Annotated in this window: 17 protein-coding genes; 13 read left to right on the top strand and 4 right to left on the bottom strand. The window is 68.4% G+C overall.

What is annotated here, in order from left to right; genetic code table 11:
* Nucleotides 1–50: 50 nt before the first annotated feature.
* The 9 genes from HNQ52_RS08065 to HNQ52_RS08025 all read left to right on the top strand — a co-directional run bounded on the left by HNQ52_RS08065 (nucleotide 51) and on the right by HNQ52_RS08025 (nucleotide 12801).
* Nucleotides 51–1484 carry an NHL repeat-containing protein gene (locus HNQ52_RS08065; RefSeq protein ID WP_183960586.1) on the top strand — a complete coding sequence of 478 codons (1434 nt, stop codon included), beginning with the start codon at nucleotides 51–53 and terminating at the stop codon, nucleotides 1482–1484.
* Between the two features lie 71 nt (nucleotides 1485–1555).
* Nucleotides 1556–2251, top strand: a complete 696-nt coding sequence (locus tag HNQ52_RS08060) for a glutathione binding-like protein (RefSeq protein WP_183960585.1) — start codon at nucleotides 1556–1558, stop codon at nucleotides 2249–2251.
* 13 nt (nucleotides 2252–2264) lie between these two features.
* Nucleotides 2265–4586 (top strand): S9 family peptidase, encoded by a 2322-nt coding sequence (locus HNQ52_RS08055; protein ID WP_425486481.1) that lies wholly within the window; start codon nucleotides 2265–2267, stop codon nucleotides 4584–4586.
* A 77-nt stretch (nucleotides 4587–4663) separates the two neighbouring features.
* On the top strand, nucleotides 4664–5005 hold the full coding sequence (locus tag HNQ52_RS08050; RefSeq protein WP_183960584.1) for a four-helix bundle copper-binding protein: 342 nt from the start codon (nucleotides 4664–4666) through the stop codon (nucleotides 5003–5005).
* Nucleotides 5006–5281: 276 nt separating this feature from the next.
* Nucleotides 5282–5944, top strand: coding sequence for a YqiJ family protein (locus tag HNQ52_RS08045; protein ID WP_183960583.1), 663 nt, complete (start codon nucleotides 5282–5284; stop codon nucleotides 5942–5944).
* A gap of 41 nt (nucleotides 5945–5985) precedes the next feature.
* A complete protein-coding gene (locus HNQ52_RS08040; protein ID WP_183960582.1) occupies nucleotides 5986–7770 on the top strand; it encodes a flotillin family protein in 1785 nt (594 codons plus the stop codon).
* A gap of 145 nt (nucleotides 7771–7915) precedes the next feature.
* Nucleotides 7916–9769, top strand: a complete 1854-nt coding sequence (locus tag HNQ52_RS08035) for a sensor histidine kinase (RefSeq protein ID WP_183960581.1) — start codon at nucleotides 7916–7918, stop codon at nucleotides 9767–9769.
* Nucleotides 9766–10206, top strand: a complete 441-nt coding sequence (locus HNQ52_RS08030; RefSeq protein WP_183960580.1) for a response regulator — start codon at nucleotides 9766–9768, stop codon at nucleotides 10204–10206. The genes HNQ52_RS08035 and HNQ52_RS08030 overlap by 4 nt, the downstream gene beginning before the upstream one ends.
* Before the next feature lie 3 nt (nucleotides 10207–10209).
* Nucleotides 10210–12801, top strand: coding sequence for an EAL domain-containing protein (locus HNQ52_RS08025; protein WP_183960579.1), 2592 nt, complete (start codon nucleotides 10210–10212; stop codon nucleotides 12799–12801).
* Nucleotides 12802–12814: 13 nt separating this feature from the next.
* On the opposite strand, the gene xth is transcribed toward HNQ52_RS08025, so the two are convergent.
* Nucleotides 12815–13582, bottom strand: coding sequence for an exodeoxyribonuclease III (gene xth / locus HNQ52_RS08020; RefSeq protein WP_183960578.1), 768 nt, complete (start codon nucleotides 13580–13582; stop codon nucleotides 12815–12817).
* Nucleotides 13583–13754: 172 nt separating this feature from the next.
* On the opposite strand from xth, the gene HNQ52_RS08015 reads away from it, so the two are divergent.
* Nucleotides 13755–15176: an NHL repeat-containing protein gene (locus HNQ52_RS08015; RefSeq protein WP_183960577.1), complete on the top strand. Its 1422-nt coding sequence runs from the start codon at nucleotides 13755–13757 to the stop codon at nucleotides 15174–15176.
* A 348-nt stretch (nucleotides 15177–15524) separates the two neighbouring features.
* The gene (locus HNQ52_RS08010; RefSeq protein ID WP_183960576.1) at nucleotides 15525–15884 is read left to right on the top strand and encodes an I78 family peptidase inhibitor; all 360 of its coding nucleotides are present in this window, start codon (nucleotides 15525–15527) and stop codon (nucleotides 15882–15884) included.
* 7 nt (nucleotides 15885–15891) lie between these two features.
* On the opposite strand, the gene HNQ52_RS08005 is transcribed toward HNQ52_RS08010, so the two are convergent.
* The gene (locus tag HNQ52_RS08005) at nucleotides 15892–16317 is read right to left on the bottom strand and encodes a YchJ family protein (protein ID WP_183960575.1); all 426 of its coding nucleotides are present in this window, start codon (nucleotides 16315–16317) and stop codon (nucleotides 15892–15894) included.
* A 24-nt stretch (nucleotides 16318–16341) separates the two neighbouring features.
* Entirely contained in the window at nucleotides 16342–16767 is a 426-nt protein-coding gene (locus HNQ52_RS08000; RefSeq protein ID WP_183960574.1) for a DUF1801 domain-containing protein, read from the bottom strand.
* A 140-nt stretch (nucleotides 16768–16907) separates the two neighbouring features.
* Here HNQ52_RS08000 and HNQ52_RS07995 point away from each other — a divergent pair, with 140 nt between their 5' ends.
* Entirely contained in the window at nucleotides 16908–17756 is an 849-nt protein-coding gene (locus HNQ52_RS07995) for an AAA family ATPase (RefSeq protein WP_183960573.1), read from the top strand.
* 15 nt (nucleotides 17757–17771) lie between these two features.
* Entirely contained in the window at nucleotides 17772–18944 is a 1173-nt protein-coding gene (locus HNQ52_RS07990; RefSeq protein ID WP_183960572.1) for a VWA domain-containing protein, read from the top strand.
* A gap of 252 nt (nucleotides 18945–19196) precedes the next feature.
* Here HNQ52_RS07990 and HNQ52_RS07985 read toward each other — a convergent pair whose 3' ends face one another.
* Nucleotides 19197–21245 carry a M3 family metallopeptidase gene (locus HNQ52_RS07985; protein WP_183960571.1) on the bottom strand — a complete coding sequence of 683 codons (2049 nt, stop codon included), beginning with the start codon at nucleotides 21243–21245 and terminating at the stop codon, nucleotides 19197–19199.
* Nucleotides 21246–21273 lie beyond the last annotated feature (28 nt).

Genomic DNA, 21273 nt, shown 5'->3' with positions numbered 1-21273 from the left:
GATCCCTCCATCACGCCCCGGGCACGACGTCGCCCGACAGGAGCCACACCATGCCCTTCCGTTCGTTCGTGTTCTGCACGCTGGCCTGTGCCGCCCCGGCCGCCGCGTCCGCGCTGCCGCTGGTGGAACTGGATGCCGGCTTCGAGTCCGACGGCGTCTTTGTGGTGCCGCCCAACACCGCGGGCACCGCGCGCACCGTCGCGCACCTGCCGCGCCGCGACAAGGGTTCGGTCGCGGTGGTCGCATTCACCGGCGGGCAGTGTCCGGCCCTGCGCGAGTGCGTGCTGACGCTGGGCTTTTCCGACGGCGGCCGCGTCGACACGATCGGCGGTCCGGGCCCGGAGATCGCGTTCACGTCCGTCGGGGGCGCCGCGATCGATTCGCAGGATCGCGTGCTGATCGCCGGCGCCAACGAGACCGCGCCCGGCAACGTCGATTTCCAAGTGCTGCGCCTGCTCGCCAACGGCGCGGCGGACGCCGGTTTCGGCAACGGCGGCGCCGCTACGGTCGGCTTCGACTACGGCGGCAACGACACCGACATCGCGCACGCCGTGGCCATCGATGCCGGCGATCGCGTGGTGCTGGCCGGCGCCGTAGAACTGGCCGGCACGCTCGACACGGATTTCGGCATCGCGCGCCTGCGCACCAACGGCACGCTGGACCCGAGCTTCAACCTCGGCGGCCGCGTGACGATCCATTTCGACTTGCAGTCCACCAACCCGACCGATGCCGCCAGGGCGGTGGCCGTGCAGGCCGACGGCAACATCGTCGTGGCCGGCACGGTGCGCGACTTCGCAGTCAACGTGATGCGCATCGGCATCGCCCGCATGACGCCCGATGGCGGACTGGACCCGACCTGGTGCGAGGAAGACTGCGATTTCACCTACGGCACCGCACGCAACGGCAAGCGCGTGATCTTCTTCGGCGCCGCGTCCGAAGCACGCGAACACGACCTCGCGCATCTGGCCGTGGGTGATGGCGGCGAAGTCGTCATCGCCGGCAACATGCGCTTCGGCGGCGTATTCAGCGGCTTCGTGCAGCGCTTCGCCTACGACGGCGATTTCCAGCGCGAGCGCACCATCAATGCAGGCGATGCGAGCCCGGGATCGGCCACGCGGCTCGGTTCGGTCAGCCTCGTCGATCCCGGCTGGCCGGCGTCGGACATGATCGTCACGGGCACCACCGGCCCCGCCGGCGACAACCGCTTCTTCGCGCAACGCCTCGACTTCCAGCTGGCGCCGAAGATGGGCTGGGCCAACGGTGCGCCGGACACCAGCCTCCTGCAGTGGATCGCCAGCGACAGCCTGTTCGACCCGGGCGAGGATCGGCCCGGTCTCGGATCGATCGATGCGCGCGGGCGCGTGCTGACGGCGGGGGCCGCGGAGGTCGCAGCATCGACGGGTTCGTTTGGCGCGATGATGGGCCGCATCCAGTCGCCGACCTTCGTGTTCGCCGACGGGCTCGAAACCGAAGGCGGGCTGTAGGCCGCGCACCGCATTGGAGTGCGCTGCGCTGCGGCGGTAAAGTCGCAGGCTCTTCGAACGGAGCCTGCGACATGATCGAACTGCACTACTGGCCGACACCGAACGGCCACAAGATCACGCTCTTCCTCGAAGAAGCCGGCGAACCGTACGAAGTGCAGGCCGTCGACATCGGCGCGGGCGACCAGTTCAAGCCCGAATTCCTGCGCATCGCGCCGAACAACCGCATGCCGGCGATCGTCGATCGCGAACCGGCCGACGGCGGCGCGCCGATTCCGATCTTCGAATCCGGCGCGATCCTGCTCTACCTCGCCGAAAAGACCGGCAAGTTGCTGCCCACGGACATCCGCGGGCGCAAGACCGCGCTCGAATGGCTGTTCTGGCAGATCGGCGGGCTCGGGCCGATGGCCGGGCAGAATCATCATTTCGCGCGTTACGCGAAGGAGAAGATTCCCTACGCGATCGATCGCTACGTCAACGAAACCGACCGCCTGTACGGCGTGCTGGACAGGCATCTCGACGGCCGCACGTTCATTGCCGGCGACGCGATGAGCATCGCCGATTGCGCCTGTTATCCGTGGATCGTGCCGCACGCGGACCAAGGCATGGCGCTGGAGGATTTCCCGCATCTCAAGCGCTGGTTCGACGCCATCGCCGCGCGTCCCGCCACGCAGCGTGCCTACGCGTGGGCCGAGAAGATCAAACGCACGCCGATGGACGACGCACAGCGCGCCGTGCTGTTCGGCCACACGCGCAAGTCCGTGAAATGAGCCGGATCCGCCGATGAAACTCGCCACCGCCTTCGCCTGCCTGCTGCTGATGACGACCGCCCACGCCGACACGCCCGCCACCGCACCCCGCGCACTCACGCTCGAGGCCATCACCGGCGACGCGCCGCTGTCCGGGCCCACGCTCATGCAGCCGAAGATCGCGCCGGACGGCTCGCGCGTCACCTTCCTGCGCGGCAAGGACACGGACCGCTTTCGCCTCGACCTGTGGGAATACAACGTCAAGGCCGACAGGACGCGCCTGCTGGTCGACTCGGCCGTGGTGCTGCCCGGCGATGAAGTGCTGTCGGACGAGGAAAAGGCGCGGCGCGAGCGGCAACGCATCGCGGCATTTTCCGGCATCGTGGCCTACGACTGGGCGCCGGACAGCCGTCGCCTGTTGTTTCCACTTGGCGGCGAGCTCTACCTGCACGATCTCGAGGCGCGTGGCGCCGACGCCACGCGCAAGCTGACGTCGGGCGGCGGGTTCGCCACCGATCCGAAGGTCTCGCCGAAGGGCGGTTACGTGAGCTTCGTGCGTGCGCGCAATCTGTGGGTGGTCGATCTGCAGACCGGGCGCGAGCTGCAGCTCACGCGCGATGGCTCGGACACCATCGGCAACGGCGTCGCGGAGTTCGTGGCGGACGAGGAAATGGATCGCCACACCGGCTACTGGTGGGCACCGGACGACAGCGCGATCGCCTACGCCCGCATCGACGAATCGCCGGTGCCGATCCAGCAGCGCTTCGAGATCTACGCCGATCGCACCGAGGTGGTCGAGCAGCGCTATCCGTCGGCCGGCGATCCGAACGTGCGCGTCGAACTGTTCGTGGTGAACCCCGCGGCGTTCGCGAAGGCGCCGGGCACGGTGGACGGCACCATCGAGACGCGCAGCGGGCCGCAGACGGTGAAGCTGCAGACGTCGATGGCGCCGCCGCAGCCGCAGCGCATCGACCTCGGTGCGGAAACCGACATCTACCTCGCGCGCGTGGACTGGCGCGATGCGCAGCACCTGACGTTCCAGCGCCAGAGCCGCGACCAGCGCACGCTGGATCTGGTCGAAACCGACCTCGCCACCGGCACGCAGCGCACGCTCGTGCGCGAGACATCGACCACGTGGGTGCCGCTGCACCACAACCTGCGTTTCCTCGACGACGGCAGCCTGCTGTGGTCGTCCGAGCGCAGCGGCTTCGAGCACCTGTACCGTATTGCGACCGACGGCACTGCCACGGCACTGACCTCGGGCGACTGGATCGTCGAAAGCGTGCTCGGCGTCGACGAGGATGCGGGCACGGTGTACTTCAGCGCGACGAAGGATTCGCCGCTGCAGCGCCACGTGTATTCGGTGCCGCTGGCCGGCGGCGATATCATGCGGCTCTCGCAGGCACCCGGGATGCACGATGGGCGCTTCAGCACGAATGCGTCGATCTGGGTCGACAGCTGGTCGAGCACCACGACGCCGCCGCAGATAGAGCTGTATCGCGCCGACGGACGCAAACTCGCCACGCTGCTCGACAACGATCTCGCCGCGCCGACGCATCCTTACGCACCATACCGCGCCGCGCATCGTCCGACCGGGTTCGGGCAGCTGCTGGCCGACGACGGCAGCGTGCTGCATTACAGCGTGGTGAAGCCGGTGGGGTTCGATGCGTCGAAGAAATATCCCGTCGTCGTTTACGTGTACGGCGGCCCGGCCGCGCAGACCGTGCTCGAATCGTGGCCCGGCCGCGCCGATGCCTTCTTCAACCAGTACCTCGCGCAACAGGGCTACGTGGTGTTCTCGCTCGACAACCGCGGCACGCCGCGACGCGGGGCGAAATTCGGCGGTGCGCTGTTCCGCAGGCAGGGCACGGTGGAAGTGCAGGACCAGCGCCGCGGCATCGACTGGCTGCGCGCGCAGCCGTGGGTGGATGGCGAACGCATCGGCGTGCACGGCTGGTCGAACGGCGGGTACATGACGCTGATGCTGCTGGGGCAGGCGTCGGATGCGTATGCCTGCGGCGCCGCGGGTGCGCCCGTCACCGACTGGGCGCTGTACGACACGCACTACACCGAGCGTTACATGGATCTGCCGAAGGCGAACGTGGAAGGCTACGAGGCGGCGAGCGTGTTTTCGCATCTGGACGGGATGACGTCGAAGCTGCTGCTGGTCCACGGCATGGCGGACGACAACGTGCTGTTCACCAACAGCACCAGGCTCATGAGCGAGCTGCACAAACGCGGCAGGGCATTCGAACTGATGACCTACCCCGGCGCCAAGCACGGCCTGCAGAAGGCCGACCTGCTGCATCGGCTGCGACTGACGGAATCGTTCTTCGCGCGTTGCCTGATGCACTGAGCGCCGCGCATGGCACGGAACCTGCGACACGATCTTCGGGCGCGCACGTCGCGCGGCCCGGACCGAAGGAGACGACCATGCAACCGACCCGCACGACCGCGATGCAGGCCTGCATCGACGCCTGCATCCGCTGCCAGCGCACCTGCCTGCACGAGGCGATGACGCACTGCCTCGAAGCGGGCGGCGAACACCTCGAGCCGGAACACTTCCGTCTGATGCTCGACTGCGCCGACATCTGCCGCACCAGCGCGGACTTCATGCTGCGCTCCTCCGCGCTGCACGGGCTGACGTGCGGGGTGTGCGCACAGGTGTGCGAACGCTGCGCCGACAGCTGCGATGCCATCGACGGCATGCAGGCCTGTGCGGACACGTGCCGCACGTGCGCCGAGCACTGCCGGGCGATGGCGACCGCGCACTAGCGCCGCGCACCGGACAACCGCACGCCCTGACCCGCGCCGGCGTAGAGCCAGCACGCTGCGGCCATTGCGCAATGCGGCCCGCAGACGCGCGCATCCGTGCAGTCTGCGCTGCCGCATCGGCGTCGCGGCGAGCGCGCGAAACGACGCAACGCATGCAACCGGTGTCCGACGGCGGCCGGCGCGGCGGCGTTCCGACCGCGCTCGCCCCCCGCGCGGGCAATGCACCGGTCGCCCGCCGGATGTCACACTGCGCCCATTGCGCCTGTCCCGGACGTCATGCTGACCTTCCTCACGGCCACTGCGAACCTGCCGTTCACCGTCGCGCTGGGCGTGATGCTGATCCTGCTGCTGATCGAAATCGTCAGCCTCGGCTTCGGCGTCGCCGCCTCGGGGCTGTTCGACAGCATGCTGCCGGACGTCGACGGCCACGGTCTCCACGTCGGGGACGGCGGCGGGTCCGAGCTGGCCGGCGCGCAGCTGGCCGAGCGCTGCATGCAGTGGCTGCACATCGGCCGCGTGCCGATGCTGATCCTGATCGCGACGCTGCTGACCGGTTTCGGCCTGTGCGGGCTTGCGTTGCAGTGGATCGCAGCGCACCTCACCGGGGCGCTGCTGCCGGCCTGGATCGCGGCCCCCGTCTCGGTGTTCCCCGCGCTGTTCTTCGTGCACGTGGTCGGCGACCTGATTGCGCGTGCGCTGCCGCAGGACGAAACCGATGCCGTGTCGAGCGACTCGTTCGTCGGCCGCAGCGCCACCATCGTGCTGGGCACCGCGCGTGTCGGCGCCGCGGCCCAGGCATGGCTGCGCGACGAACACGGCAAGCGCCACTACGTGATGGTGGAGCCGCGCCACGACGGCGACGCGTTCGAGGCCGGCGACCGCGTGCGCCTGGTGGCCCGCGACGGCGCGCGTTTCCGTGCAGAACACGACGGCGGCTGAATCCGGACCACTTTTTGCCACCCACCTCCCAGGGGAACCCGATGGATCTGAGCAACAACACCGAAACGATCACGATCCTCGTGCTCTCCGCCATCGTCGCGGGCTTCCTGCTGTTCGTGCTGCTCGTCGTGGCGCGCCTGTACCGCCGCGCGACGAAGGAAGTCTCCTTCGTCCGCACCGGTTTCGGCGGCCAGAAGGTCATCATGAACGGCGGCGCGCTGGTGTTCCCCGTGCTGCACGAGATCATCCGCGTCAACATGAACACGCTCAAGCTCGACGTGATGCGCGCCCGCGAGCAGGCGCTGATCACGCGCGACCGCATGCGCGTCGACGTGCAGGCCGAGTTCTACGTGCGCGTGCAGCCGACCGAGGAATCCATCGCCAACGCCGCGCAGACGCTCGGCGCCAAGACCATGGTGCCGCAGGAGTTGAAGGAACTGGTCGAAGGCAAGTTCGTCGACGCGCTGCGCTCGGTCGCCGCCGAGATGGGCATGGAAGAACTGCACGAGCAGCGCGCCATCTTCGTGCAGAAGGTGCAGCAGGTGGTGGCCGAGGACATCCTCAAGAACGGCCTCGAACTCGAGTCCGTGTCGCTCACCGGCCTCGACCAGACCAGCAAGGAGTTCTTCAACCCCGACAACGCCTTCGACGCCGAGGGCCTGACCAAGCTCACCGAAGCGATCGAACTGCGCCGCAAGAAGCGCAACGAGATCGAGCAGGACACCGAAGTGCAGGTGCAGCGCAAGAACCTCGAAGCGCAGCAGCAGCGCCTGCAGATCTCGCGCGACCAGGAATACGCGCGGCTGGAACAGGAACGCGAGGTCGAGATCCGGCGCGCCGCGCAGATCGCCGAGGTCGCACGCGAGCAGGCGCAGAAGCAGCAGGAAGCCGAGGGCGCCAAGATCGTCGCGCAGCAGCAGGTCGACCAGGCCAAGCTCGTCGCGCAGCGCGCGGTCGAGGAACAACGGATTGCCATGGAGCAGCAACTCAAGGAACGCGACATCGAGAAACTCAAGAACGTCGAGACCGCACGGGTCGCACAACAGAAGGTGGTCGAACTCGCCGAGCAGGACCGCGCCATCGCCATCGCGGAAAAATCGAAAGCCCAGTCCGAGGCACAGGCTGCGGCCGATGCCGCGCGCGCGGCGGCGGTGAAAGCGGCGGAGCAGGTCGATACCGTACGCGAGGTCGAACGTGCCGAGCGCCAGAAGAAGATCGAACTCGTCGAAGCCAGCAAGGTGGCCGAGCGCGAACAGATCGCCATTACCGTGGCCGCGCAGGCCGACAAGCAGGCCGCCGAAGAAAAGGCCGAAGCCATCCGCACGCTGGCCAATGCCAACGCCGACCAGAAGCGCATCGAGGCCGAAGCCGATGCCGCGTCCGAGAAAGTGCGCGCCGACGCTGCCGCCGCGCGCTACGAGGTGGACGCGGAAGGCAAGCGCAAGCTCAACGACGCCGCCAACACGCTGTCGGCCGAACAGATCGCGATGCAGCTGCGTATCGCGTTGCTCAACCACCTGCCGGCGATCATCCGCGAAAGCGTCAAGCCGATGGAATCGATCGACGGCATCAAGATCGTGCAGGTCGGCGGCCTCACCGGCAATGGCGGGATGGGCGACGGCGCGGGCGCGGCGGCCGGCGATGGCAACCTCGCCGAACAGGTGGTCAGCAGCGCGCTGCGCTACCGCGCGCAGGCGCCGCTGCTCGAATCGCTGCTGGCCGAGGTCGGCCTGTCCGGCAAGGATGCGGCGGGCCTGACCGCGGCCCTGCACGAGCAGGCAACGCCGGGCGGCGCTCCGGCGCCCGGCAGTCGATCGGAGCGCTGAGCACGCACCGCGCAGCGACCGCACAACGGCTCGCCGCGCGCATGAAGTTTTTTCATGCGCGCATGCGCGCGGTTACTTCGTGCAAAAAACTTGCGTCTGTGCCTCATGGCGGTAGCATCGTCGACTCGACCGGGGGAGGCCGAGGATGCAACGCAAGCGCGGTGCGCGCGAGCCGGGCCAGCAACGCACGCTCTACCAGCGTGCGCGGCTGGCGATCATGCTGGGATTCGGCGTTGCGCTGATCCTGCTGGGCTGGGCCACCTACGAGGCCTACCGCCAGAGCCGGACGACCGCAGCCGGCGGGGAACGGGTCGATCACACGCTGCGCGTGCTCAATACCGCGCTGCAGCTGGAAACCACCCTGCTCTCGATGGAGGTGGAGCATCGCGCGTTCCTGGTGCGGGGCGATGCCGCGCTGGCGGCAGCGCGCGATACCCACGCCCGACTTGCGCTGGACCTGCTGCGCGACCTCGCCGTGCTTGTCCGCGACAATCCCACGCAAGCACCGCGCATCGCCCGGATCGAGGCCTTGCTGGGCGAACGCCGCAACGCCATGAACGAGTCCACGACGCTGGTGCAGAACGCCGGCGTGGAGGCAGGGCGGGACAATTTCCGGCCGCAGGGCGAAGGATCCATCGAGCCGATCCGGGCGCTGCTGGGCGAGATGCGCGTGGTGGAGGAACGCCTGCTCGAACAGCGTTCGCGGCAGGCCATCGCCGCGGCGCAGCGGCTGCGCTGGGCGCTGCTGTACGGCCCCGGCGCGGGACTGGGCGCGATGCTGCTCGGCTTCCTCGCGCTGCTGCGCATGCTGCACCACGCCGACGCGATGCGCCGCCAGCTGGCGCAAGCGAACGCCCTGCAGACGGCCATGTTCCAGAGCGCCGGGCCGATGCTCATCGCCACCGCCCCGGACGGACGCATCACGCTGTTCAATCGCGCCGCCAGCGAGAAGCTCGGCTATCGGCCGGAGCAGATGATCGACAAGCTCACGCCCGCGGTGTTCCACGACGCCGACGAGATCGCCGAACGCGCCGTGACCCTTGCGCGCGAGCTGGGCACCCCGGTGGCGCCGGGGTTCGAGGTGTTCACGACGCTGCCCGAACGCGGCACGCCGGAGGAACGCGTCTGGACCTATGTGCGCAGCGATGCGAGCCGGTTCCCGGTGCAGCTGGTGGTCAGCGCCTTGCGCGACGAAGGCGGCACGTTGCTGGGCTTTCTCGGAGTGGCGCAGGACATCAGCGAACGCGTCGCGGCCGAGCGCGCCATCCGCGATCTGAACGCCGCCCTGCTCAGCCGCACCCGCCAGCTGGAGGACTCGGTGCGCGACCTCGAGAGCTTCAGCTATTCGGTGTCGCACGATCTGCGCGCACCGCTGCGGCATGTGGACGGCTATGCGCGCATGCTGGCCGAGGATGCGGGCGACGCGCTCGACGCCGAATGCCGCCGCTACATCCGCGAGATCGGCACCAGCGCGCAGCGCATGGGGCGGCTGATCGACGACCTGCTGTCGCTCTCGCGCCTGGGTCGCACGCCGCTGCAGCGCGCGCCGGTGGACATGAACGCGCTGGTCCGCGATGCCTGCCGCGAGCTGGACTGGCACGGCCAGCCCGACAGCGTGATCGAGATTTCGCGTCTGCCGCCGTGCGTGGGAGATTCGTCCCTGTTGCGACAGGTCTGGGTCAACCTGCTTTCCAACGCGATCAAGTACAGCGCGCCGCGCGGTGCGGCGGCGCAGATCCAGGTGGACGGTTCGCGCAACGGCGATCGGGTGCGCTACCGCGTCGCCGACAATGGCGTGGGGTTCGACATGCGTTTTTCCGACAAGCTGTTCGGCGTGTTCCAGCGCCTGCACGCGCAGGACGAGTTCGAGGGCACCGGCGTCGGACTCGCCATCGTGCAGCGCGTGGTGGCCCGGCATGGCGGCAGCGTGGACGCGCGCGGGCAGCCCGGCGCCGGCGCGGAATTTTCCTTCGAACTGCCCCTGGAGGCCCCGGCATGAACGACTTCGACCAGGTCGAGATCCTGCTCGTGGAGGATTCGTCCGCCGACGCGGAAATGACGCTGCGCACGCTGAAGCGGCGCGGCATCGCCAACCGCATCGAATGGGTGCGCGACGGCGTGGAGGCGCTCGACTTCCTGTTCTGCGAAGGCGCTTGGGCGCAGCGCCGCGACACGCGCCCGCGCCTTGTACTGCTCGACCTGAAGATGCCGCGCATGGACGGCCTGCAGGTGCTGCAGCGGCTCAAGCAGGACGACCGCACGCGCACCATCCCGGTGGTGATGATGACCTCCTCGCGCGAGGAGGGCGATCTGCTCGCAAGCTACAACCTCGGCGTCAACAGCTTCGTGGTCAAGCCGGTGGACTTCACCGAATTCGCCGAGAAGGTGGCCGAGATCGGGATGTACTGGATGCTCGCCAACCAGGCGCCGCGCTGAGCCATGCCATACTTGCAGGGACAGACGCTGCGCGTTCTGCTGATCGAGGATTCGAGCGCCGACGTCGACATGGTGCTGCGCTCGCTGCGCGAACTGGACCGTCCGTTCGAGCATCGTCGCGTCGCGAGCGAGGCCGACCTGCAGCGCACGCTCGCGGCGTTCGAGCCGCACGTGGTGCTGAGCGACTTCTCGATGCCCGGATTCAGTGGGCGCGCGGCGCTCGACATCGTGTCCGCCGTCGCGCCGCAGACGCCGTTCATCTTCGTGTCCGGCACCATCGGCGAGGAGCTCGCGATCGAAGCGCTGCAGCTGGGCGCCGCCGACTACGTGCTCAAGGACAACCTGCGCCGCCTGCCGGCCTCGGTGGAGCGCGCCCTGCGCATGGCCGCGCAACAGCAGCAGCAGCTGCGCACCGAGCGTGCGCTGCGTGACAGCGAGGAGCGCTACCGCAGCATCGTCGAGAGCACCGCCGACTGGATCTGGGAGATGGATCCGCAGGGACGCATCACCTACTCCAACGCCGCCATCGAAACGATCCTCGGCTACCACCCCAGCGAAATGGTGGGGCGCGACGCCATGCAGTTCGTGCCTTCCGAACAGCGCGCGGACCTGGAGCTGACGATGCTCGGCCACGTCGCCCACCGCCGCGCCTGGCGCGGCTGGATGATGCCGTGGCTGCACCGCGACGGCGGCATCCGCATCCTCGACAGCAGCGGCGTGCCGGTGTTCGGCGAGAACGGCGCCCTGATCGGCTACCGCGGCACCGATCGCGACGTGACCCTGCGCATGGAGCAGGACGAGAAGATCCGGCGGCTGGCACGCATCCACGCGGTGCTCAGCGCACTCGGCAACGCCATCCTCGTGTCGCGCGACCGCGACGATCTGCTGACCCGTGCATGTCGCCTCGCGGTGGAACAGGGCGAATTCCCGGCCGCGGCCATCGTCGAGATCGACCGCGCACAGGGCACGCGCCAGCTCACCCACCACCACGGCGACGGCGACCTGCACGATGCGACCGTGCGCGATCTCGCGTCCGCGTCGCCCGATGCCACCTGGAAGATACTGCGGCGGGCCTTGCAGACGCCGCGCCGCTCACTGATCCGGGAGGTGGCGACGCTGCACTCCGACCCGCTGGTGCGCGAGGCCTACGCCCGCACCGGCACCCACGCCCTCGTGCTGCTGCCGCTGGGCCGCGACATGACGAGCGTGCTGCTGCTGCACAGCCGCCAGGCGCATGACTTCGACGCCGACGAAGTGGCGCTGCTCGAACGCCTCGGCGCCGACCTCGACCATGCGCTCGATTTCATCGCCAAGAGCGAGCGCCTCGAATACCTCGCCTACCACAACCCGCTCACCGGCCTGCCCAACCGGGCCGCGTTCGGCGAACTGGTGGGAACGCGACTCGGCCAGGGGCCGCTGCTGGTGGCGATGTTCGACGTGGTGCATTTCCATTACTTCAACGACTCGCGCGGCCGCGACTTCTGCAACGAGCTGCTGCGCAGCATCGGTCGCCGGCTCGGGGAGCGCTTGCCGGCGTCGGCCGTGCTCGCGCATCCGGTCGAGGACAGCTTCGCCGTCGTGCTGCCGGACGGCGCGGGCGAAACGGCGCGCGACGACATGGCACGCCTGATCGACGGTTGCTGCGGCGAACCGTTCAACGTCGACGGCGAACACGTGTATGCGGAACTGCGCTGCGGGCTGGTCGAGGCGCCGCGGCACGCGACCGATGTGGAGGCCATCGAACGCAATTCGCTCGCGGCGCTGGCCGAGGCGCGCAACCGCAACGAGCGCGTGGTGATGTACAGCGAGGCGCTGAGCGACCGCGCGCAGCGCCGCATCGCGCTCGAACGCGAATTGCGCGTGGCGCTGGAGGCGAACCAATTCGAACTGTTCCTGCAGCCCAAGTTCGCCGCGCGCGGCGACGTGCTGGCGGGCGCCGAGGCCCTGCTGCGCTGGCGGCATCCGCAACGCGGCCTCATCGCGCCGTCGGAATTCATTCCCGTGCTGGAGGACACCGGCCTGATCGTGCCGACCGGGCGCTGGGTGATGCGCAGCGCGATCGCGATCGCGCGCCGCTGGCGCGAGGCCGGCCACCCGGAATTGCGCCTGGCGGTGAACGTGTCGGCACGCGAACTGCGCCGCGACGACTTCGTCGCCGACAGCGCCGCCAGCATCGCCGCCTGCGGCACCGGGCACCGGCTGGACATCGAGATCACCGAAAGCCTGCTGATGGAGAACATCGACCACAGCATCGACGTGCTGCGCCGCATGCGCGCGCTCGGCTTCCGCGTGCACATCGACGATTTCGGCACCGGCTATTCGTCGCTCAACTACCTCTCGCGCCTGCCGGTGGACGTGCTCAAGATCGACCAGGCCTTCATCGCGCAGATCGCCGACAATCCCGAATCGCTGGCCCTGGTCACCAACATGATCGGTCTTGCGCACGCGCTCGACCTGCGCGTGGTGGCCGAGGGCGTCGAACACGAGGAACAGGCCAAGCTGCTGCGCCTGCTGCGTTGCGACGAGCTGCAGGGGTTCCACCTCGGCCGCCCGATGCCGGTCGAGGAGTTCGAGCGCACGCTGCTGGCGCGCTGACCGCGCGCGGAGCTCAGTCGATGTCGAGCCACACGGGCGCGTGGTCGCTCGGGCGTTCCCACGTGCGCGGCTCGCGATCGATCGCGGCGCCGGTCGCACGCGGACGCAGGCCCTCGCTCGCGAGCACCAGATCGATGCGCAGTCCGAGATTGCGGCGGAACGCGGCGGCGCGGTAGTCCCACCAGCTGAACTGCCCGGCTTCATCGGAAAACCAGCGGTAGCTGTCGGCGAGGCCGAGGCCTTCGAGCCGGCGCAGCGCGGCGCGTTCGGCGGTCGAGGTGAGGATGCTGTCGTCGTTCCAGATCGCCGGATCGTGCGTGTCGCGATCGGCCGGCGCGATGTTGAAGTCGCCCAGCACCACGAGATTCGGCCAGCGCAGCCGCTCGGACGCGAGCCAGCCGTGCACGGCGTCGAGCCAGCGCAGCTTGTAGGCGTATTTTTCGCTGCCGACGCTGTGGCCGTTGACCACGTACAGGTTCACCACGCGCAGATCGCCGAACGTGGCCGCGATGACGCGGCGCTGCTCGTCCTCGAATCCCGGGATGCCGATCTGCACGTCCGTGGCCGGCATGCGCGACAGCAGGGCGACTCCGTTGTAGGTCTTCTGCCCCGCGAACACGCTGTGGTAGCCGAGCGCGGCGAGGGCATCATCGGGGAAGCGGCTGTCCTCGAGCTTGGTTTCCTGCAGCGCGGCGACATCCGGCGCCCGCTCGCGCAACCACTGCTCCAGGTGTGGCAGGCGCACATTGAGGGAATTGACGTTCCAGCTGGCGATGCGCATGGGAATCCTGGGGTGAGGTTGCGACGGCGCATCGCATTCTGCCTGTGCCGCTGGGTGTCACGCCAAGAGGCCGCAGGACCCGTCTGCTCGCTGAACGAAACCGTCGGGGCATGCGCTGCGGCCCGGGCCGCCGCGTACGGCCTTTTTGTACCCACACAAAAAGGAGTCGCCCATGTCGACCATCCACTCACGCATCGCCGGCGCCGCCCTGCTGGCACTGTGCAGCGCCTCGGCGCTTGCCGCAACGCCCGGCGCGTTCGACAGCTCCTGGGGCTTCGGCGGCGGCAAGGCACAGCTGCCGTTCGATCTGGGCGTCCTCAAGCGGGATACGGCCACGGCCGCCGTCCAGGGCAGCGACGGCTCGTTCTACATCGCGGGCACGGTGACCGGGGCGGACAATCTCGATCACATCGGCATCGCCAAGCTCAGCCCGGACGGCAAGATCCTCACGGGGTTCAGCGGAGACAGCCGCAACGTGTCGCTGCTGGCGAACGTCGTGGCCACCGGAATCGCGCTGTCGCCGGACGAAAACCGCGTCTATGTTTCCGGCTATACCACGGCGAATGCGCCGGACTACGACATGGTGGTCTGCCAGTTCTCGGCCAACAACGGCACCAATGTCGTGTTTCCGGACAGCGGCACCAATTCCAGCTGCGTCTCGCCGAGCAGTTTTCCGGGTGACCAGGACATTGCACGCGACGTCGTCGTGCAGCCGGACGGAAAGATCGTCGTCGCCGGGACGGTCGGACGGACCTCGCCTTCCAACACCTACGCCGCGTTCGCGCGCTTCGAAGCCGGCGGAAACGTGGATTCGACATTCGGGAACGTGCTCGGCAAGCCGGGGCTGGCCCTGGTGCGGGACACCGACGCCTACGCGCGACATGTCGTGCGTGCCGTTGCGCTGACGTCGGACGGAAAGATCGTCGGCGTCGGCGACACGGTGCGCGTCAACACCACCGATCTGGCCGGACTCGTCGTCCGGATCGACGGCGCTCCCAACAGCCAGGCGGATGCCGAGGAGCTCGCGGTGCAGCGCGACAACAGCCCGGACCGTGACACCGTCTTCAACGACGTGATCGCCGTGGCCGATCCCGATGCGGAAGACGATGCCCTGCTGGTGGCCGGATCGGTGGAGCTGAGCGCGAACAAGGCAAGCGGCTTCCTCGGCAAGATCCGTTCCGACCTCGGCGCACTGGACATCGGAGGGTTCGGCGAAGACAACGGATTCACTGCCGTGACTCCCACGGTCGATACCCTCGCGTTCCGCTCGATCGCGCTGCAGGACAGCGGCAAGATTCTCGCGCTCGGAACGCGCGTCTACGACGATTTTCCGTATACGTTCGTCGATGTGATGCGGTTCGATGCCGACGGCATGCGCGACGGGCAGTTCGGTCTGGGACAGGTCCTGAATGCAGGCCACACAGTGATCGACTTCGGGACGGACGCAGGCTTCAACGCGCCCGCCGGGCTCGCGGTGCGCGGCAACGAAGGCGCATACATTGCCGCTCACGCATTCAAGACGGACCAGAACAACGACTTTTTCGCAGCCAAGCTCAGGCTCGACGTGCTGTTCGCCGACGGCTTCGAGGACTGAATCGACGTTCCGCAACAGCAGACCCGGCCAGGGACGGCTGGGCCTGCTGTTGTCTCGCCGTCGTCGGCATCGCAGGCACCATGCACGGCGACGAGCCGCATCGCGGAATCGGACGCGTATGGCTTCTCTGCGCCGTCGCAGCAGACAGGCGGTCGGCCTCCGCCGCAAGCGGCGCCAGTCCGTGCATCGGAGGGCACGGCCTGCGTCGCAAGGCCATGCTTTTGCACCGCGGTCGGTCGTGCCTGCCGCAAGACAACCGCTGAACCTGCGACGACCGATGCACAGGCCGCGCTCGACAGCGCGCCGCATCGATCGGACACTGGCGTCCGCCGCAAAGGATGAAACGCCATGTCCACTCCCGCAAGCACACGCCCTGTCCTGCTCGTCGCCGCCCTCGCGCTCTCGCTAGCCGGCTGCACTCCGCCGGCGCCCGAGGCTCCCGCGTCCGCACCGTCGGCGCCTGCGTCGTCCACCGCCACGACGGCGCCTGCAACCGCGCCCGCGGACGCCTGCGACGCCTCCAAGGCGCAGTGGGCGATCGGCCAGTCCCTCGACGAAGCCCTGCTCGAACGCGCGCGGGTCGACGCCGGCGCGCGCGTTGTCCGCAGTCTCAAGCCCGGTCAGATGGTGACGATGGAATTCAATGCCGAGCGACTCAACGTCGACGTGGACGACAACGCCATCGTCACCGGCGTGCGCTGCGGCTGACGTCCGCTCAGCGACGCGACGCGACGCGCGCCCGCAGCGCGTCGCGGTCGAGCAGGTCGCCATCGACGTAGAACCACAGCCCGTTCTCGCGCACGAAGCGCGAGAGTTCGTGCTGTCGCTGGGCCGAGCCTCCGCCGACGCGGAACCGTGCAATGAACTCCACCGTGGCGTGGTCCGGCCCGTCGGCCTTGCGCGCCACCACATCGAGCCCCAGCCACGCGGTTCGCGCGGCCGACTTGTCCTGCAGATCGAGCACGGCCGGACGCGTGGACGGGTGCCAGGTGGCCAGAAGGTAGTCGACGTTGCCCCGCGTGTAGGCGGTGTAGCGTGAGCGCATCAGCGTCTCGGCGTCCGGCGCCGGCGCGCCTGCGTGCAGCCTGCCGCAGCAGTGTGCGTAGTCGAGGATGCGGCCGCAGGGGCAGTTGCTCTTCATCGTGCGCCGTCCCTGGCCGGAGCGTCAGTCCGCGACGCCGTTCCGCTCGCGCATGTGCCGCACCGACCGCGCCACCAGTTCGCGCAACACATCCATGTCGACCTCGTCCAGCCGCTTGACGTACAGGCAGCTCTTGCCGGTGGTGAACCGGCCGAGCCGTGCCAGCAGCCCGTCGTAGGCGTCGAAGCCCGGCATGATGTACAGCGTGAGCGCGGCCTTGCGCGGCGAGAAACCCACCAGCATCCAGTCGAGTTCGCGTCCGCTCTCGTAACGCAGGCGGCAGTGGCCGAAGCCGACGATCGCCGGGCCCCACATCGCCGGCGGGTCGCCGGTGACCTCCTGCATCAGTGTGCACACCGCCTGCGCGTCGCGGCGGCGGCGCTCGTCGGTCACCGTCGCCAGAAACGCGGCAGGGCTTGCCAGCGTCTTCTGCGTCTTGAGTTCGGCCATGCGCGTTCCCTGCCGGGGGCGGAGCCGATACCTTAGTTCGCCCGCGCAACCGGCGCCAGCGTGGATCCCTGGGCATGCCCTCGCTGCACCGCAGCACGAGCGACGCTACCATGCACCGCCATCCCACCGGACATGACCGCATGAAATTCGCCGGTACCGATCGCTACGTCGCCAGCGACGAGCTCACACTCGCCGTCAACGCCGCGATCACGCTGCAGCGCCCGCTGCTGATCAAGGGCGAACCGGGCACGGGCAAGACCCTGCTTGCCGAGGAACTTGCGCGCGGCCTCGGCGCGCCGCTGATTCCCTGGCACATTAAGTCCACCACCAAGGCGCAGCAGGGCCTGTACGAATACGACGCCGTCAGCCGCCTGCGCGACTCGCAGCTCGGCGACCCGCGCGTGCAGGACGTGCGCCACTACATCCGGCGCGGCAAACTCTGGGACGCGTTCGCGAGCGAACAGCGCGTCGTGCTGCTGATCGACGAGATCGACAAGGCCGACATCGAGTTCCCGAACGACCTGCTGCTCGAACTCGATCGCATGGAGTTCCACGTCTACGAAACCGGCGAAACGGTCCGCGCCGTGCAGCGCCCGATCATCGTCATCACCTCCAACAACGAGAAGGAACTGCCGGACGCGTTCCTGCGCCGCTGCTTCTTCCACTACATCGCCTTTCCCGATCGCGACACGCTGCAGCGCATCGTCGACGTGCATTACCCGGACATCGACAAGGACCTCGTCGCACGCGCGCTCGACATGTTCTTCGACCTGCGCGACGTGCCCGGCCTGAAGAAGAAGCCGTCCACCTCCGAACTGATCGACTGGCTCAAGCTGCTGCTGGCGGACCAGATTCCCGCGAGCGCCCTGCTCGAACGCGATCCGGCCAAGGCCATCCCGCCGCTCTACGGCGCGCTGGTGAAGAACGAGCAGGACGTGCAACTGCTCGAACGCCTGGCCTTCATGCATCGGCGCGGCAACCGCGCCTGACACGGCGACGCACCCGTGCTGATCGGCCTGTTCGAATCCCTGCGCGCCGAGCGCGTGCCGGTCACGCTGCGCGAGTGGCTCGACCTGATGGGCGCGCTGCAGGCCGACCTCGCCTTCGCCGATCTCGACGCCTTCCACTCACTCGCACGCACCGTGCTGGTGAAGGACGAACGCCACTTCGACCGCTTCGACCGCGCCTTCGGAAAGTTCTTCGGCCAGATCGCACGCATCGACATGGAGCAACTCGCGCAGGTGCCCGAAGAATGGCTGCGGCAGGCCTTCGACCGCCTGCTCACCGACGAGGAGCGCGCGAAGATCCGGGAACTCGGCGGACTCGACGAGTTGATGCAGCAGTTCCGCGAACGCCTCGCCGAGCAAAAGGACCGCCACCAGGGCGGCAACCGCTGGATCGGCACTGGCGGCACCAGCCCGTTCGGCGCCGGCGGATTCCATCCGAACGGCATGCGTGTGGGCGCGAAGGGGGGCCAACGCATGGCCGCGAAGGTATGGGAGCAACGCAGCTACCGCAACCTCGACGGCGATGCCGAGCTCAGCCCGCGCAACTTCAAGATCGCGCTGCGCCGCCTGCGCCGATTCGCACGCGAAGGCGCGGCCGACGAACTCGACCTCGATGGCACCATCACCGCCACCGCGCGCGAGGCCGGCATGCTCGATATCCGCATGCGCCCCGAGCGCCACAACGCGGTGAAGGTGCTGCTGTTCCTGGACATCGGCGGCTCGATGGACGACCACGTCGCGGTGTGCGAAGCGCTGTTCGCCGCGTCGAAGTCCGAGTTCAAGCGCATCGAGCACTTCTACTTCCACAACTTCCTCTACGACCACGTGTGGAAGGACAACCGCCGCCGCGCCACCGAGCGCACGTCGGTCACCGAACTGCTGCGGCGCTTCAATCCCGACTACAAGGTGATCTTTGTCGGCGACGCCGCGATGGGTCCGTACGAGATCACGCATGCCGGCGGCAGCGTCGAATACTGGAACGAGGAATCGGGCGAGGTCTGGTTCGAGCGCGTGAAGCGCCACTTCCGCAAGGTCGCCTGGATCAATCCGAATCCGCCGGATCGCTGGCGTTACCATCAGTCGACGCAGATCGTGCAGCAGCTGGTCGAGCAAAAGATGTACGCGCTGACGCCGGACGGGCTGGCGGCGGCGATGCGGTTTCTGGCCTGACGGGGTTGCGGATTGGGGCGTCCGGAGACGCGCAGTGGTTCGGCGGGTGGCCCCCATCCGCCTGCCGGCACCTTCCCCCGCTACGCGGGAGAAGGGCATCTTCGAATCGGCTTTCAGATGTTTCGAGTGCTTCGGTCTTCGAACAGCAGACAACGAAGTTCCCTTCTCCCGCGTAGCGGGGGAAGGTGCCGGCAGGCGGATGGGGGCACCCCGAAGAAGAGCCGTTACCGATCGAAAAAACAGCTTGAATCCTCAAGCCGCCAACCCGTAGCTCTTCAGCAACGCCGCCGGATCCGGCTCGCGTCCGCGGAACGCGACGAAACTCTCCAGCGCCGGCCGCGATCCACCCACGGCAAGAATCTCCTCGCGATAGCGCGCCCCGGTTACCGAATCGAAAATCCCGGCATCGTCAAACGCCGCAAACGCATCCGCCGACAACACTTCGGCCCACAGATAGCTGTAATAACCCGCCGCATAACCGCCCGCGAAAATGTGCGTGAACGCATGCGGAAACCGATGCCACTCCGGCGGCACGATCACCGCGACCTCGCGCCGCACCTCGTCGAGGATGTCCAGCGCCCGCGCCCCGCGCGCCGGGTCGAATTCCAGGTGCACGCGGAAATCGAACAGCGCGAACTCCAGCTGCCGCACCAGGAACATCCCGGCCTGGAAATCGCGCGCGGCGATCATCTTGCGCAGCAGCGCGTCCGGCAGCGCCTCGCCGGTCTTCCAGTGGCGCGCAAACAGATCGAGCGCCTCGCGCTTCCACACGAAGTTCTCCATGAACTGGCTCGGCAGTTCCACCGCGTCCCATTCCACGCCGCTGATGCCGCCGACCGACGGCAGGTCGATCTCGGTCAGCATGTGGTGCAGGCCGTGGCCGAATTCGTGGAACAGCGTGACCACGTCGTCGTGCGTGAGCAGCGACGGCGTGTCCGCACTCGGCGGCGCGAAGTTGCACACGAGGAAGGCCACCGGCGGCTGCAGCGTGCCGTCGTTGTCGCGGCGGCGGTTGCGGCAGGTGTCCATCCACGCGCCGCCCTTCTTGCCGCTGCGCGCGTACAGATCGACGTAGAAGCCGGCGCGCACGCTGCCGTCGGCGTCGAGCACGTCGTAGTAGCGCGCGTCCGGATGCCACAGATCGACATCGTCGCGCTGCCGCAGGCGCACGCCGAACACGCGCTCGGCCACGGCGAACAGGCCCGCGATCGCCGCGTCGAGCGGTAAGTACGGCTTGAGGTCTTCCTCGCTGAAGTCGAAGCGCCGCTGGCGCAGTTTCTCGCTGGCGTAGCCGATGTCCCACGGCTGCAGGTCGTCGATGCCGAGCGACTCGCGCGCGAACGCGCGCAGTTCGTCGAGTTCGCGCAGGGCCACCGGCCGCGCCCGCGCGGCCAGATCGTGCAGGAAACCGAGCACGCGCTCGGGCGTGCCGGCCATCTTGTCGGCCAGCGACAGGTGCGCCTCGCTGTCGAAGCCGAGCAGCAACGCGGCTTCGTGACGCAGCGCGACGATGCGTTCGATCCGCGCCGAGTTGTCGAACTGGCCCGCGTTCGGGCCCTGGTCCGAGGCCCGCGTGGCGGACGCGCGGTAGATCTCGGCGCGCAGTGCGCGATCGTCGGCGTAGGTGAGAATCGCGGTCACCACCGGGCCCTTGAGCGTCGCCAGATGGCCGTCGAGGGATTTGTCGCGTGCCGCCTGCGCCAGCATCGCGCGCGCCGAGTCCGGAAGGCCCGACAGCTCGGCATCGGCGAGCGGGCGGGTCCACGCATCGGTGGCGTCGAGCACGGCGTTGCCGAATTCGGTGGTGATCTTCGACAGTTCGTTCTGGATCGCCGCGAAGCGTTCGCGCGCCGGCGATTCGAGCGCCACGCCCGAAAGGCGGAAGCCGCGCAGGCTGTCGTCGACCAGGGTGCGGCGGGGACGGTCCAGCCGGGCGAAGTCCGCGCCGTCGCGCAGTGTTTTCACCGCGTCGTACAGGGCGCGGTTCTGGCCGAGTTCGGTCGAATGGTCGGTGAGTTTTTCCAGAGCCTCGCCGTAGGCGTCGCGCAGCGCGGGCGTGTCCTTCACGCCGTGCAGATGGCCGACCGGCGACCACGCCCGGTTGAGCGTTTCCTCCAGCGTTTCGAGCGGCTGCATGAGCGTGTCGAACGTGCGCGCGGCGGGATCGGCGACGAGGCGCTCGACCTCGCTGCGGAAGGTGGCGAGCAGCGCGTCGACGGCGGGGTTGACGTGGCCGGGTTCGATGCGGGAAAACGCCGGCAACGGGCGGTCGGCAAGCAGGGGATTGGTGGTGTCGGTCATCCGGGCAAGGTGACGGGTGGCGACGGCG

It is taken from the genome of Chiayiivirga flava, from assembly GCF_014202825.1.
GTDB lineage: Bacteria > Pseudomonadota > Gammaproteobacteria > Xanthomonadales > Xanthomonadaceae > Chiayiivirga > Chiayiivirga flava.
The sequence above is the reverse complement of the archived record's forward strand: the minus strand, read 5'-3'. Positions and strand labels throughout refer to the sequence as shown.